This is a genomic window from Methylobacterium sp. AC315 (assembly GCF_979253755.1).
Window position 1 is genome coordinate 22,341 of sequence record NZ_CEEDEA010000020.1, and the last position, 13,717, is coordinate 36,057.

Annotated in this window: 18 protein-coding genes and 1 pseudogene; 10 read left to right on the top strand and 9 right to left on the bottom strand. The window is 66.1% G+C overall.

Going from position 1 to position 13,717, the window contains the following annotated elements:
• Positions 1-4 precede the first annotated feature (4 nt).
• The gene (locus tag AC0IY0_RS23520) at positions 5-934 is read right to left on the bottom strand and encodes a hypothetical protein (protein ID WP_471765732.1); all 930 of its coding nucleotides are present in this window, start codon (positions 932-934) and stop codon (positions 5-7) included.
• 110 nt (positions 935-1,044) lie between these two features.
• On the opposite strand from AC0IY0_RS23520, the gene AC0IY0_RS23525 reads away from it, so the two are divergent.
• Complete coding sequence (locus tag AC0IY0_RS23525; RefSeq protein WP_471765734.1) at positions 1,045-1,512, top strand: hypothetical protein; 468 nt, start codon at positions 1,045-1,047, stop codon at positions 1,510-1,512.
• On the opposite strand, the gene AC0IY0_RS23530 is transcribed toward AC0IY0_RS23525, so the two are convergent.
• The gene (locus tag AC0IY0_RS23530; protein ID WP_471765736.1) at positions 1,484-1,984 is read right to left on the bottom strand and encodes a hypothetical protein; all 501 of its coding nucleotides are present in this window, start codon (positions 1,982-1,984) and stop codon (positions 1,484-1,486) included. The two genes, AC0IY0_RS23525 and AC0IY0_RS23530, sit on opposite strands and share 29 nt — an antisense overlap.
• Before the next feature lie 293 nt (positions 1,985-2,277).
• Between AC0IY0_RS23530 and AC0IY0_RS23535 the strand changes: the two genes are divergently transcribed.
• Both AC0IY0_RS23535 and AC0IY0_RS23540 read left to right on the top strand, forming a co-directional pair.
• Entirely contained in the window at positions 2,278-2,442 is a 165-nt protein-coding gene (locus AC0IY0_RS23535) for a Flp family type IVb pilin (RefSeq protein WP_147907892.1), read from the top strand.
• An 81-nt stretch (positions 2,443-2,523) separates the two neighbouring features.
• The gene (locus AC0IY0_RS23540; RefSeq protein WP_246692680.1) at positions 2,524-2,808 is read left to right on the top strand and encodes a hypothetical protein; all 285 of its coding nucleotides are present in this window, start codon (positions 2,524-2,526) and stop codon (positions 2,806-2,808) included.
• Positions 2,809-2,914: 106 nt separating this feature from the next.
• Here the strand turns inward: AC0IY0_RS23540 and AC0IY0_RS23545 are convergent, their stop codons facing one another.
• The gene (locus tag AC0IY0_RS23545; RefSeq protein ID WP_147907891.1) at positions 2,915-3,103 is read right to left on the bottom strand and encodes a hypothetical protein; all 189 of its coding nucleotides are present in this window, start codon (positions 3,101-3,103) and stop codon (positions 2,915-2,917) included.
• 229 nt (positions 3,104-3,332) lie between these two features.
• Here AC0IY0_RS23545 and AC0IY0_RS23550 point away from each other — a divergent pair, with 229 nt between their 5' ends.
• Both AC0IY0_RS23550 and AC0IY0_RS23555 read left to right on the top strand, forming a co-directional pair.
• The gene (locus tag AC0IY0_RS23550; protein WP_147939083.1) at positions 3,333-3,593 is read left to right on the top strand and encodes a hypothetical protein; all 261 of its coding nucleotides are present in this window, start codon (positions 3,333-3,335) and stop codon (positions 3,591-3,593) included.
• 654 nt (positions 3,594-4,247) lie between these two features.
• Positions 4,248-4,946, top strand: coding sequence for a thermonuclease family protein (locus AC0IY0_RS23555; RefSeq protein WP_471765737.1), 699 nt, complete (start codon positions 4,248-4,250; stop codon positions 4,944-4,946).
• Between the two features lie 95 nt (positions 4,947-5,041).
• Here the strand turns inward: AC0IY0_RS23555 and AC0IY0_RS23560 are convergent, their stop codons facing one another.
• Together AC0IY0_RS23560 and AC0IY0_RS23565 are read right to left on the bottom strand one after the other, a co-directional pair.
• Entirely contained in the window at positions 5,042-5,407 is a 366-nt protein-coding gene (locus AC0IY0_RS23560) for a hypothetical protein (protein ID WP_471765738.1), read from the bottom strand.
• A 761-nt stretch (positions 5,408-6,168) separates the two neighbouring features.
• A complete protein-coding gene (locus tag AC0IY0_RS23565) occupies positions 6,169-6,753 on the bottom strand; it encodes a thermonuclease family protein (protein ID WP_461230346.1) in 585 nt (194 codons plus the stop codon).
• Between the two features lie 169 nt (positions 6,754-6,922).
• On the opposite strand from AC0IY0_RS23565, the gene AC0IY0_RS23570 reads away from it, so the two are divergent.
• From AC0IY0_RS23570 to AC0IY0_RS23580, 3 genes are read left to right on the top strand one after another with little or no spacing between them, the layout of a single operon-like run.
• On the top strand, positions 6,923-7,228 hold the full coding sequence (locus tag AC0IY0_RS23570) for a PepSY domain-containing protein (protein WP_471765740.1): 306 nt from the start codon (positions 6,923-6,925) through the stop codon (positions 7,226-7,228).
• A gap of 15 nt (positions 7,229-7,243) precedes the next feature.
• Positions 7,244-7,906, top strand: coding sequence for a response regulator transcription factor (locus AC0IY0_RS23575; RefSeq protein WP_471765742.1), 663 nt, complete (start codon positions 7,244-7,246; stop codon positions 7,904-7,906).
• Positions 7,903-9,270, top strand: coding sequence for an ATP-binding protein (locus AC0IY0_RS23580; RefSeq protein WP_471765743.1), 1,368 nt, complete (start codon positions 7,903-7,905; stop codon positions 9,268-9,270). The genes AC0IY0_RS23575 and AC0IY0_RS23580 overlap by 4 nt, the downstream gene beginning before the upstream one ends.
• A 79-nt stretch (positions 9,271-9,349) precedes the next feature.
• Here AC0IY0_RS23580 and AC0IY0_RS23585 read toward each other — a convergent pair whose 3' ends face one another.
• Both AC0IY0_RS23585 and AC0IY0_RS23590 read right to left on the bottom strand, forming a co-directional pair.
• Positions 9,350-9,487: a hypothetical protein gene (locus AC0IY0_RS23585; protein ID WP_471765745.1), complete on the bottom strand. Its 138-nt coding sequence runs from the start codon at positions 9,485-9,487 to the stop codon at positions 9,350-9,352.
• Positions 9,488-9,541: 54 nt separating this feature from the next.
• Positions 9,542-9,901 (bottom strand): hypothetical protein, encoded by a 360-nt coding sequence (locus tag AC0IY0_RS23590; RefSeq protein ID WP_471765746.1) that lies wholly within the window; start codon positions 9,899-9,901, stop codon positions 9,542-9,544.
• Positions 9,902-9,915: 14 nt separating this feature from the next.
• On the opposite strand from AC0IY0_RS23590, the gene AC0IY0_RS23595 reads away from it, so the two are divergent.
• Positions 9,916-10,470 carry a Ros/MucR family transcriptional regulator gene (locus tag AC0IY0_RS23595; RefSeq protein WP_471765747.1) on the top strand — a complete coding sequence of 185 codons (555 nt, stop codon included), beginning with the start codon at positions 9,916-9,918 and terminating at the stop codon, positions 10,468-10,470.
• Positions 10,471-11,314: 844 nt separating this feature from the next.
• Positions 11,315-11,545 (top strand): annotated as a pseudogene (locus AC0IY0_RS23600) (alpha/beta hydrolase); the annotation flags it as partial.
• Positions 11,546-11,650: 105 nt separating this feature from the next.
• Here AC0IY0_RS23600 and AC0IY0_RS23605 read toward each other — a convergent pair.
• Positions 11,651-12,742: a G1 family glutamic endopeptidase gene (locus AC0IY0_RS23605; RefSeq protein WP_471765748.1), complete on the bottom strand. Its 1,092-nt coding sequence runs from the start codon at positions 12,740-12,742 to the stop codon at positions 11,651-11,653.
• A complete protein-coding gene (locus AC0IY0_RS23610; RefSeq protein ID WP_471765749.1) occupies positions 12,739-13,704 on the bottom strand; it encodes a phosphatase PAP2 family protein in 966 nt (321 codons plus the stop codon). The genes AC0IY0_RS23605 and AC0IY0_RS23610 overlap by 4 nt, the downstream gene beginning before the upstream one ends.
• Positions 13,705-13,717: the final 13 nt, after the last annotated feature.

Sequence of the window (13,717 nt, forward strand, 5' to 3'; positions counted from 1 at the left end):
CGTCTCAGGGCAAGACGAAATCAATCGACTCGTCGGGCCCGTGCGTCGGCGGAATGACACGCTGGACCTCGACCACATCGTGCTGGACCGACGTCAACCGACCGCCCTTATCGTAGGCGTAGGCATAGCGGACCATGCAGGCGAGTGCAGAGCCTGGCACGATTGGTACCGCACCCGCCCGAAACCGTTGCAGCCACACCTCGTCGAGGATCGCAGCCGTCACGGTGTCCCGCCCGTGCTTGAACTCCCACTTAGCCTCGCCGAGGTAGTCCGGCCGCCTGACCAGCAACTGCATCGGCAGGACACCGCTCGACATGCTGCCTTCGGCTTCGGTGACGAATTCGCTCGGGCGCTTGGTCTCCGCGACGTTGGCCTCGTAGACACCGGCATCCGTCGTCAGTAGCAACCGGTCGCCCGGAGATAGTGCCGCCTTGCCGGCCTGGATCTGATCGAGCGGCCTCACGAGGTCGTGCAACTCAATTTGCGCCGGCTGCGGCAGATGCCGGATCGGGGACGATTCGGCCAGCGCCTGGAGGTCGTCTCTGAGCTGTACGAGCCGCTGGCCCTCGTTCACCGCGTGCTTGGCGTCGAGGTATTCCAGGGTTCGATGCTTACCTTTGACCAGTATCGAGCCAACCGCCTTCTTCCGGTCGCCGGACTTCAGAACCTCGTCGTCGGACTGGCGCAGCCGTGTGCGCACCCAAGCGGTGATTGAGGCCGCCTCGACGTCCTCCAGCACCATCAGCGGCACGATGCGTGGGTCGAGTGCCGAGATGACGACGCGGTCAAGCCCCTCCAGCCCTTCGAGGATCGTCACAAGACCGCCGAACACGCGGCGCGGGCTGGCGGTGCCTTTGGCGAAATCGATCGTCACGCCGAGATCCGCGTCGGCAGGCTTCATGATGAGCGTCTCGGAATGGATCAGCTGAGGCATGATACCTGCAACCTTGGGTAAGGCGAGGGGGTCAGCTGCCCTCAACACCGCCATTCCGGTGGCTACTTTGCATAGACGCACCTCATCGAAGCGGACCGCACGACGACTTTATGCATCGCACTCTGATCCTGGCTATCCTTTGCGGCTGCCTTCCGACCGCTGCGCTCGCCGATCCATGCGACGTGCAGACCGCCGAGATGGTCGAGGCGACCGGTGCAACCTTCGTGCGTCGGTCGCCCAGCGGGGACAATGTGTTCCTGCGGCACCCCCTTGCTGAGAGCTTCATGTTGAGCTGTCGCGACCGCATTGGCGTCGGGCCTGGCCACATCAGCCTGAACGTCGAGACGGCCTACCCCCCAAACGATTTCTTCGACCTGATTGGCAAGGCAGCCTCATCCTCCCTCAAGGTCCCCGCGGCCGAAGCCGGGCGCCTGGCGATGTGCTGCCATAAGACCGCGCCTGCAGACAGGGACGAGTTGAGCCAGGCGGACTCCAAGGCTATCCACGTCGAATGCCAGTCCTTCCGTCGGGACGGCGGCGGCACCATCGTCAGCGTGTGGCCGCCGAACCCGCGGTAATGGCGGGGACCGCGACGGTCTCCTCCGGCCGTTCCCGCCGCGCTACGATCCGGCACCGATCCCGAAGCGTGACCTCGTGCTTCGGCCACAGCTCGCAAGCGGCCTCGAACGCGACTCGTGCCATGGCGATGGGGTAGATCACCGCGAGCTGCGCCTCGACGCAGCCGCCCGTCTCCTTCCACACCTCGATCGTGAACGGCACGCCCGGCGAGACCGGCGTCGTGGGTCTGGCCGGCGGCGGAAGCGTGATCGCGGCCAGGCACAGGTGCTCGTACTTCCGGGCCGGCGGCGAGCCGGGCGGCCGCTGGTAGCGGCACGAGGCCGTCAGGGTGCGCAGGATGTCGAGCGTCGACATGTCCGGCCCGAACCGCTCGCGGAGGCTGGCGACCGAGTACCGACCGGACCGCTTGCAGGACGAGCAGTCCACGTAGACCCGCCCGGGCAGAACATCCCGCAGAGACCCCAACGCCATCGCCTCCATTCTGGAACGAAGGTGGAACATGCCAGATCCGGCCGCGCGGTTCAGCAGGCCACGCCCTGGGCTGGCAGCGTCCCGGTGGAGGACTGTGGATCGCGTCGGAGAACGCCAGCCCTGTCAGGCGCTTCGAGCGCCCCAGACACGAAAAGACGTCGCCTTCATCGTCGATGATGGCGAAACGCACTCAACAGGGGATTGGTGGGGACCTGGTAGCAGTTCTTCACAAGCCGTAAACGCGCCATCGGTATCACGGGGTTGTGAGCCCTGACCGGCGCAGGATCCCCGTGATGCCTCGGCTGCTGCAGCGGTTCGCCCGCGACGAGACCGGCGCCACCGCTATCGAGTACGGCATGATCGCCGCCCTGATCGCCGTCGTCATCATCGGCTCGCTCAGGCTCGTGGGTTCGCGGCTTGGCGCCAAGTTCAGCGCCATTGCCGGCAACCTGAATTGAGCCGAGTCCCGCGGATAGGTCCGCTCTCTCGACCCTAACCGAGTGCGGTCTGGGAACGACGCTCCAAGGGGGCAGTTCAGCTTGTTCGCCAGCCGTGCCGTCGGCTGGCAATTCGCAGGCATTCAGGGGCCGATGCACAAGCTTCCGCCCATGAGCTTGTACCAGCTCCGCCTACTGTCCGCAGACGGGCCGCGCTTCTACAAAGTGACCGCCTACCTGCGGCGGCTGGAGGTGCTCCAGCTGATCGACGCGACCGGACGAACCGACATGGCCCTAGGCAGCATCGAGTATCAAATCACCGACGCTGGGCGAGCTGAATTGGCGGAACGCTACGGCCCTGCGTCTCCGCCGCCGACTGCTGAGTGATTCAGGTCCTCAGCTGAACCCCGCTCCTTTCCACGTCACCGGGCCATGGGCCTTTACGCTCGGCCCTGCCCCGATCTGCTCATGGGGCGGGGCGGAACTCGGCCGATCAAAAGCGGCGCATGTGCTCTCCGAGTTCGAGGCGCATCCCCGCTTCGAAGCCGATGTGCCACGCCCGGACTTCGGAAGTTAGCATGCCGGCTTCCTGATGCCCCTGGGCCACGATGACCCCGACCTGCTCAAGCCGGCGCACGACGCCCTCGACGCTGCCTGTCTCCGGGCTCAGCGTCTTGATCATCTCGCTCGCTGCAAGCCGGCCAGCTTTTTCGCCTCTAGCGGTGGGAGCTAGCGGCTTGCTATGTGGCGGCATGGGTCTCGATTGCCTCACCTAAGTGAGCCGATACGCAACGCGGCTCGTGAGACAGGATGGCGCCGGGTGGTTACCAGCTCTTGTCGCCAGCCAATATGTTGTTGTCCCACGACGATACCCTGCGTTAGCGGCGGGTCAGGGAACAGGATCGGGCCGCATGGACGATGACGATCGCGAATTCGAGCATTCCTCGCTGTTGGGCGCGTTCGCCCGCGACGGCGAGACGGTCGAGGTCGAGATCTACCGGTTCGAAGGGGAGACAGGCCGGTGGCGCATGGAGGTGGTCCATCTCTCCGGCTGCGTTCGGTGGGAGACCACGTTTGCGACCGAAGCAGAAGCGCACGCCGCTTTCCTCACGATGATCGAGGCCGTGGGCACAAGGTACTTCGTCGGCGATCGCCCAAAGGCCCGGCACTGATCGAACGGCACGGCACGAAAAAGCCCGCGCCGGCGAACCGGGCGGGCGAAGGTCAAGGAGTCCCCCGGTGCGTTACGCCAGGCAACGAGTCGACCGTATCAGCATTGCAGGCGCAGGAGAGCCCGCTGCGATGACAGATCGGGCGGGCTCTCAGCCTCGGACAAAGGTGTCACCGCGGAGTTCGACGCTGGCGTTCACGTACCATGTGGCGGGCCACCACGATGAAAGCCTGCGGTGGCTAAACTGCGCAGCCTGTGCCGTTTAACCGCCGCCACCGTTGCCGGCACCACCGCCGCTGCCACCCGTCGAACGTGACCCGCGAGAAGGCTGACCTGCATTGCCACCAGCGGCCGAGCTCGACGAGCCACGCCCGCCGGTGTTGTTCGTGATGGGGATGCCCGTCCGCTTGGCCGACTTCATGTGACGTGAGCGCGCATCAGCCGGCGCTGTCGTCTGTGAGAGTACGAAAGATGACAAGGCTAGGGCGCATGCGCCAAGAAGGAGCTGCTTCAAAACGGTTCTCCGATTCAGCCGATAACGAGCAACCCGTTGCGGAAGCATAGTATCCGCACCGCCATTCGATCGTCCGTCCTTGGCTCGGCATCGCGCTCTCGAACCGGTTGCCGGAAGCCGCGGATCGGCTATCGCTTCGGGATGCGCCACACCCTCCTCGCTCTCCTGCTGCTGAGCGGCCCCGCTCTGGCTGCCGAGCCCATCACCGGTCGCGCCTCCGTCACGGACGGCGACACCGTGGTGATCCACGGAACCCGTATTCGCTTGTTCGGCATTGACGCGCCGGAGAGCGCTCAACTCTGCCAGGACGCGGCGGGCAAGGACTATCGCTGCGGCCAGCGGGCGGCGCTGGCGCTGGCCGACCGGATCGGCGAGGCTCCCATCTCCTGCGAGCCGCGCGACACGGACCGCTACGGGCGCACCGTTGCGGTGTGCAGGAAGGGCACGGAGGATCTGAACGCCTGGATGGTCCAGCAGGGCCTCGCCACAGCCTACCAGCGGTATTCCCGCGATTACGTCCTGGCCGAGACGACTGCGAGAGCTGCGAAGCGCGGGCTCTGGGCTGGCACCTTCGACCCACCGTCGGACTGGCGGCGCGCCAAGCGTGCGGGTGGCGTCGAGACCAGGCCGGAGATGGAGAAGCCCCCGGCAGCCGCGCCGGCGCCAGCGCCGGTCACCTGCGCGATCAAGGGCAACATCTCGCGGAAGGGCGATAAGATCTATCACCTGCCCGGGACCCGGGACTACGAGCGCACCGTGATCAACGCCGGCTCCGGTGAGAGGATGTTCTGCAGCGAGGACGAGGCGAAGGCGGCCGGCTGGCGGGCGGCACGCGGGTGATCGGACTTCCAGCCGCGCTCACAACTGCCCGATTATGCGATCCCACCGATTACGATATAGGGTCATCCGCTCCAAGACCGCAGCGCCGGGGTTCGTTACCGCGTAGCCCCGTTCTCGGCCCAGGACTTGGACGCGCTGAACGTGGCGCCGAGCGCCTCCTCAATCCTCGCCAACGAGTCGAAGACGTAGAACTTGGGCGTGGCTTCGAGCCGCCACACGAGCACAAGGTTGGTCGACTTCCTGAGCCAGCTCTTGTGGAAGTTGAAGGCAACGTTCGAGGCTGATTTGACCTGGACCGGAACGATGCGACTCGGCACGGTCGAGGCCGGCTCCAGGCGATAGGCCAGCAGGTCGACGCCTACATCGGAATGGGGCTGGGCGACCTCGACGCCACGGCGCATCAGTTCGGCCGCCACCATCATCTCGCCGGCCTTCCCGATCAACGCCGAGTGGGCTGCCATCGCCGATCGCTCCATTGGCGCCCAGACCCGAAGGCTTCGCCAGTCAGACGCTACGTCGGGTCTGGAAGGGCGACAAGGCGCTTTGGGTGTGCAGGCCCGGGCATGCTCCTCCCACCCTCGATCACCCGCCATCCGGTCTGCGCGGCCCGAGGCTACCCACGGTCAGAGCCAGTCGGCCATGTCGTCCTTGGTCCCGGGCTCAGAGATCCCAAGATCGTCCGTCATGCCGCTGCGGCCCCGCACCCTAAGCGCCGTCGCCCGCCGCCGGTGACCGCGAGGCTGATCTGGCCGTGGAAAACCATGTCGCCCAGCCGGTCGACATGGTTGCCGAACGCATCGACGTGCTGCCCGATGCGCCCCGAGCGCCGACACTGCCGACGCCGCCGGCAGGGCTTCCGGGACGATCGACCGGATCGACCCATCCGGCATCCGCATGGTGCCGTTGCCGAGGTCGAGCCGCTCACTGCCGTCAACGCCTATGGGAGAGCATAGGCCATGAAAAAGCCCGCGCCGGCGAACCGGGCGGGCGAAGGTTGTGACCTCGAACTCGGGGGAGTCGGAAATCGCGCGGACCATACCCCAAATACCGGTATAGGAAAGCCCGCCACGATGCTGAATCGGGCGGGCTTTCAGCCTCGGACAAAGGTGTCACCGCGGTGCCCGAGGCTCTGATGGCGCCAGCTGTTGAGACGGGCGCCGGGCAATTGTAGTGCTGCGGCGCAACAGGACCACCCGCAGTGCACCACGTCAGGCGACGCGGGCTATGTAGCAGGGACAACATCGGCCGGTCGGATCCGCCTCTCAGCTGGGTCCTGGAACACCCCGGACCACAGACCCAGATGCTGCCCCCACGCCCGCTCGGCGGCCTTCGTGTAGTCCAGCCCATGGGTCCGATCTGGCACGGCGTAGCCACGCCCGACCATCCAGGCGCCAAGATCCTCGTCACCGACCCGGCAAATCGCTTCGACCGCACCCCCGGCCGTACCGCTGCGTGGTTCACAGGCGATGATAGCGCCGCCGATATGGTCTTTGAGCGCTCGGGCCGCCGTTCGACCGCATGCATAGGGCCGATCCTGCGTGTCTGAGCAGGTTTGGTCAGCATCCGGCGCTACGATGCCGTAGAGGCTGATGCGGCTGACGCCGACCACAACGGTCTCGCCGTCGAGCACCCTGGCTGGGCCGCGTAGAGTCTCGCCTGCTTGGGCGGGGGCATGCCATGCGAGCCCGCCTGCGAGTAACGCCGCCAGCAAAGGCAGCCGCGAGCGGCGGCCGGTCTCATCGGGGCACAGGATGGTACCGGCGAGGCCGGCGGCGCAGGCGAGGAGGGCACCGAGGATCAGGGACATGGGTCGTCTCCGGAAGAGGTCTGGTCCCCTTCTGCTTGAGAGCCGCCTCGCAACCCTGACGGCCCTTGTCAGCCTGCCGTCAGGCAACCGGAGCTATGCCTGTGCGGCACGGGATGATTTCGGGCGACCGGACCCCACCTCTCCCCGTCATGGCCGAGCCCGAGCCCGTATGATGCAGCTCCCGTCCCGACGCGCCGCGCTCATGCTGTTCGCTTGCGTGGCTTGGCCGGCGCACGCCTCCGAGGATGCCGATCGCGCCCGTCGCGCCCTGGAGAAGGGCGAGATCCGCCCGCTCGACGAGATCCTGCGCGCCGCCCGCGAGGCGGTGCCGGGAGACGTGGTGGCGGTCGATCTCAAGCGCGACGATGGGCAGTGGCTGTACAAGCTGCGCATTCTCGGCACCGACGGAAAGCGCCGCTCCGTAAAGGTCGATGCTGGCTCGCTCAAGATCCTGGACGAAAACGACGATGATTGAGCGCGGGAGCAGGCCGTGCGCGTCCTAGTGGTCGAGGACGAACCGCGCATCGCCGCGGACGTGAAGCACGGGCTCGAGCATGCCGGCTACGTCGTCGACGTGGTCGCGGACGGCGAGGCGGCGTGGTTCCGCGCCGAGACCGAGCCCTACGATGCGATGGTGCTCGATCTCGGCCTGCCGCGCCTCGACGGGCTCGGCGTGCTGCGGCGGCTGCGGGCGGCCGAGGTGGCGCTGCCCGTGCTGATCCTCACGGCCCGGGATGGCTGGCGCGAACGGGTCGAGGGCATCGATGCCGGCGCCGACGACTATCTGGTCAAGCCGTTCCGCATGGAGGAGCTGAACGCACGCCTACGAGCGATCCTCCGGCGCACGGCCGGCCACGCCTCGCCGGTGCTCCGGGCCGGAGACGTAGAACTCGACACCCGCACCCGAGCGGTGAGCGTCGCGGGCCGACCGACCGAACTGACCGCCCTCGAATACCGGCTCCTGGCCTTCCTGCTGCACCGGCAGGGGCAGGTCGTGCCGGCAGGCGAACTCCTGGACCACCTTCACGGCGTCGGCACCGAGCGCGAGACCAACGCCCTTGAAGCGCTTCTGACCCGCCTGCGTCGCAAGCTCGGGTCCGGGGTAATCGAGACCCGTCGCGGCCAGGGCTACCGCATCCCGGATGCACCGTGAGGCGCGACTCCCTGCAACTGCGGCTGGGGCTGGCGGCGGCGGCGCTCATCGGGCTTGCCCTGCTGCTCGCCGGCGTCGGCCTAACGGTGATCCTCGACCGGGTGCTCGACGTTCGCACCGCCGACGAGCTCGACCGGACCGCCAAGCTCATCGCCGGCCGGGTCAACCTCGCCGCGGATGGGAGCCCGATCGTCTCCCGGGAGCCGCCGGACCCGCGCTTCGCCACGCCTTATGGCGGACTGTACTGGCAGGTTGAGGCTGGGAGCCAGGTCCTGCGCTCGCGCTCGCTCTGGGACAAGCGCCTGGACCTGGGACACACTACCGGCGACGCCCCAGCGACCGTGGAGGCCACCGGGCCAGATGGCGGCCGGCTGATCGCCATCGTCCGCCCCCTGGAGATTGGCCCGCGCGGTGCCGAGACCGGCTTGCGGGTGGTCGTGGCGGAGGACCGTCGCGACCTAGCGGCGAGCCGGGCCACATTCCTGCGCCTGCTGGTCCCTGGGCTGGCGGCCCTGTTTGGGGTGCTCACCCTCGCCCTGTGGCTGTTCGTGCACCGGGCGCTGGCGCCGTTCCGCGTGCTGCAGCAGGATCTCGGCGCGGTCCATGCCGGGACCCGGACGCGGTTGCCGGATCATTTTCCCGACGAGGTTCTGCCGCTGGTAGCCGACCTCAACCAGCTGCTCGACGCTCAGGAGCGTGCCCTGATCCGAGCCCGGGCCGCGGCCGCCGACATGGCCCACGGCCTCAAGACGCCGCTTGCCGTGCTGGACGCCTTGGCGCGCCGGAACGGGCCGACCAATGCCGGCTTGTCGGAGGAGATCGCCGAGCAGGCCCGGGCGATGGCGGGCCAGGTCGAGCGCGCGCTCGCCCGAGCGCGGATCGCTGCAGCCGGCGACCTGCGGCGCCGGACTTGCCGGGTCGCCCCGGTGGCCGAGCGCCTGATTGCGACCATGCGCCGGCTGCCGGAGGGCGATTCGCTTGCCTGGGACATCGCCGTGCCGGACGGGCTCGCCTATCCGGGCGAAGAGGGCGAGCTGATGGAGGTGCTGGGCAACCTGCTCGACAACGCTCGCAAATGGGCGCACCGCCGCGTCCGAGTGGCTGGGGCAGTAGATGGTGGGGGCCTGCAGCTCACCATCGAGGACGACGGCCCTGGCATGAGCGAAGCCGCGATCTCCGGCATCGGTCGCGGCCAACGCTGGGACGAAAGCCGCCCGGGTACGGGCTTCGGTATCGCCATTGCCCGAGATATCTCCGAAGCCGCGGGCGTGAGGATGCGCTTCAATCGATCGGAGATGGGTGGTTTGCTAATCGAGCTGAGATGGCGTGGCTCGAGCGACGGTCTCAGACCCAGTCACATCTGAATGCCGTGCGCGTTCGTCGCTGCCCAACTAACATCAACTTGGCTACCCTCCCCCGGAGAAGGGCCCGAAGGCCCTCCGATCAGATCGCCCGGGCCTTGTACCGGACGATCCCGCAGGAGTTCAGCAGATCCACCCGTTTGTGAGTCTCGTGCTGGCTGATCTTGGTGAGGAAGATCTTGTTGAGCTTGGTGTCGATGATCTCGAAGGTCTTGGTCATTTGCTGAGATCCTCGCTGCCGATGACTATGTAATACTTGCGAATGATTTCGCCGTCAACAGGCTTTCTCAAGAAAAGCGCAGATCAGGCGAAGTTTTTGCGCGAGCCGTTGAAGGTCAGCCGGATGTTGATCCTGATGTCCGCGGAGAACCCGACCGGCGTGAAGTTGGAGCAGCGTCGCCGATGAATGATCTGACGCTGCCGCTAGCTGTGGCGCCTGCCGCGCACTGCAAATCGCCAAGGTTAAAAGAAGCTCAGCATCCGACGCAGCAGAGCGAACGAGCCAATGGAATGGAAAATGGATCTTCCGGAGGCCAATTGAGAAAATGCCTGAATAAGGCTGGTTTTCGATAAGGCGCTGCGCTCCAATCTCTTGACTTTCGGGGCGGTTCGGATTGTTCGTGTTGCTAAGCATGAAAGGATCACGAAATGTCCGAGAACACACCCACCCCGCAGAATAACCATATCGAACTGAGCGCCGATATCGTGGCGGCATACGTGTCGAACAACAGCGTTCCGGTCGCCGAACTGCCGGCCCTGCTTTCCGGGGTCTACTCCGCTCTGTCCGGGCTCGGCCAGGGTGGCGCCCCGGAGACGTCCGCAGTCGAGAAGCCTACGCCTGCACAGATCCGCAAGTCCGTAAGAGACGACGCGCTGGTAAGCTTCCTTGACGGCAAGCCATACAAGACGCTGAAGCGGCACCTCAGCGGCAACGGCATGACGATCGAGCAATACCGCGAGCGCTTCGGTCTGCCGAGGGATTATCCATCGACGGCCGCGAGCTATTCAGCGCAGCGCTCGGCGCTCGCCAAGAGTCTCGGGCTGGGTCAGCAGCGGCGGAAGGCGGCGGCAAAGACTGCCCAGATCGACGAGACCATCACCGAGACGCCGAAGAAGGCTGGCCGATCGAAGAAGGCTGCGGAGCCGGCAGCGAAGCCCACCAAGGGCCGCAAGAAGGCTTCATCGGCCGTCGCGGCCGAGTAAGAGTGTTCGGCGCCGACAGCCTATCGATCCAGACTGTAGGCAGATCCAGGATGTGGGCGGCGAGCGAATGCTGCCCACGCTCCAATCCAAGCTGCACTCAACGAGCTATCTCATCCGCCGCCGCCTCCATATGCGACCGTATCGCTTCGTTAAGCGTCGTATGGTCAGCCTGGCCGCTACAGCCGACTTGGATCGGCATGACAGTTTCGGACCCATATGCGCAGAGATTCACGGCGCTCGTTCACCGTCGAGATCAAGTCTACTGATCGTCGACATGGGACCGTCATCCCTCGGCGCTCGGCCCCGCCAGCAGTCACCTCGCCGTGGTTCAGTACGATCGTCTCTTCCGAACCGCCAGCATCGGTCCCAGAGCAGCGTCGCGTCCTGCCTAGCCTCATCGTATCCGAGGCGGTCGAGATCGAGGTCGAGCTGATGCCGGTCGCTGATGAGATCCGCATGAAGCGTCCGCGCGGCCGGCCTCGCAAGACCGCCCCCGCCTCGTGCGCGTCATTCGAAGATCTGGCTGACGCTGCACCTGCTTACCCGCTCTCGGTAGCCGCTGTGCCGCTGCCAGTGGAAGATTACGCTGCGGCGGCTCCCTCACCAGCGCTTCGCTCCCTCAACATTAAGCCAGAGCCGAACCTCGCACCTGGCGAGCGGTGGAAACGGCGTCTCGGGCGCTGGGCACGGTAAGCCCCGTATCTCGGGGGCCGGTCATGTGTCGAAGTCCGTGCCGTTTGAACATCGCTTCCCGGGGCGATGATCCAGGGAGTGTGCCGGTCCACTTATCTGACCGCCCCTGTGCTGCGAGCTAATGCTGCCTCAAGGCACACAGGATCAATTCAACGCCGATGTGGCCGGCTTGCCGTCGATTCTTATACTAGTCGGTTCTGCCGAGACGCTTCTCAAAGACGCCCTGCGGTTGGCCCGCGTTGCCGGCGCCGCCGACTTCGCCGTGGATCTGCAGATCTGGCCGCGGATGATCCACGCATGGCACCTGTTCTATCCAGACCTTGCTGTTGGGCGCCGGTCCCTGTCGAGCGCGGGGCGATTCATGCGGGCTCACCTTAGGGGCGCCGCCACGGGCTGGTCGCGCGGGTGGCCCGACTCGGGGACGACCCCCGACACGCCCGTGGCGCCGATCAGCCCATCGCAGTTGATCGATCAGGAGGGCTGCGCGTCAGCGCATACCTCCGTACGTCACGGTTAGCGCGGTCGGGCTGCGTCGCTTGGCAAGCGACAGGACCGCGATGCGGGCCGGGTCGGGCTCGCGTTCGAGCATCCTGATGTAGCGAGTCCCGTGCAGGACCTGCGGAACCGCAGATGACAGGGTCGGGAAATCGGCGGCTGGGCTTCCAACAGCGACGCACAGGTCAAACTCGGCGCTGTCGTAGTTTGGAAAGTTGTATATGTCTGAATTTCCGACGATACTCGGTCGCTCGACGATCCATTCCGCGGTGGCGCCTGTGATTTTGGGACTTATCGTCTGGCCGCCGATGTCGACGGTCTGAGGGCCGTATTGGACGGCGATGCCGATTGGCGGCGAAGTCGAGAGATTGACGACGACGGCAACCACGCGCCGCGCATCGATCGCCGTCAGCACGCAGAGCACTTCGTCGCCTGGGGCGAGGGGAAGTGGGAGATACGTCGGTGCGTTGTGCACGGCGTCTCGCGTCCACCATTGCGTCCACGCTTCGACCGTCACCGTTCCATCCGCGTGCAACAGGGAGACGGTGCCGACCTGTGGCAGCGACGCGTCAAGATACCGGCGCTGCCCGTCGAGCCCGATCCAGTGGGAGCACGCATAGGGCAGGCCGGGCGTCCCCGCGTTCGGCGGGGCCGGGAAGCGCAGCGTTTCAGGCGTTTTCCAGGCCCCCCAGATCTGGGCGAACTGTCGGCCGCCGTTGGCCGTTAGATAGGCGCCCGCCCAGTTCCGGCTGGTGTCGAACGGGCTCGCCGTCGCACTCACGCGGTTGGCGCGCTGTGCGCTGATCCGATACGGGGTCGTCTCGATCCTCCGACGGACCACCGGGTCGAAAGCGAATGTTCTGAGGGCCAAGGTTTTTCCGAACCCGCGCTCCCACACGCGGTGCAAAATACCAGGCGCCGCAGGCCCAGGTCGTGGGGGCAGGCCGAATCGACGAAGCTGAGTGGCACCGATATCAGCCGGCGTGATCGGCTGGGCGGGCGCGTCGAAGCCCGTGAATCGCCGCCACAGATCATCGAGCACACGCTCATCGACGCCGCCAGAAGCGGACGATGGATCTTTCATGCCCACTCCTCCCGCGCAGCATCGACTGCGATCTGATACTTGCTGGCGCCTGGCGCGATCGCAGACTGTTGCAGCAGCGGTAAGGTGCTGATCGCGAGCGCGACGCCCCCATCCGTGTCGCTTTTATAGTGAAGGCCGGCGATCTCCCTGTTTCTCGCTATTCTGTTCGCCAAGGTCCAAAGAACCACCGCGGCGGTGTCGTACATCTGCGAGCCCGCGAGCACGTCGCGCATGCACAGCGCCATGAGATGCGCCTGGGTCGCGTGGCCGCTCGGGAAAGACGCGTGGCCCGGGACCTGAACCGGAGGCATCAGTGCAGGGCACAGGTGCGAGGGGCGCGGCCGCGCATAGCGGCCCTTGAAATACATCGCCACGAACGTGCCAATTAAGCTTGCGATCGTCAGAACCTTGTTCGTATTCGGATACGATCCGGGTCGGGATGACAGTGCGTTCAAAAAAAAGCTGATGAATTCGTCCGACTGGGACAGAATTTCGCCTAACGCGTCGGCCCGTTCCTCCTCGGCCGCGATGACGAGATCGTGTATCTCCCCGGTCACGTTCAATGCGCTGTTGCCGCCGAGCCAGTCCACGGGCGTAACGGCGGGAAACGCCGGAGGTTGTGCGGTGGCCGGCGGAAGCTGCGGTATACCGGACGGCCATGCGGGGGTCATGGCACGCCAGTTCGTGGCGGAGAACTCCGCTAGGCACTGCCACGCGTACCAGTCCGCCGACCAATTGCGATCGGGGAACTTCGGTTGCGCAATAACGGCGAGCGCCCCGATGGTCTCGCCGGCAGGCACCACGGCTCCCCCCGGCGGCGGGGCCGCAGGCGCGAAGACGAACGGCAGAGCGACCCGGTCGGGGAAGAACCAGCCCGCGGCATTGCCCGAGGCGTTGCCGTGGCCCCCGGCGCTGCCGCTGTTGCCGTCGTTCCCTTGATTGCCGTCAAAGCTTGCGGGCATCTTCATCTCCTTT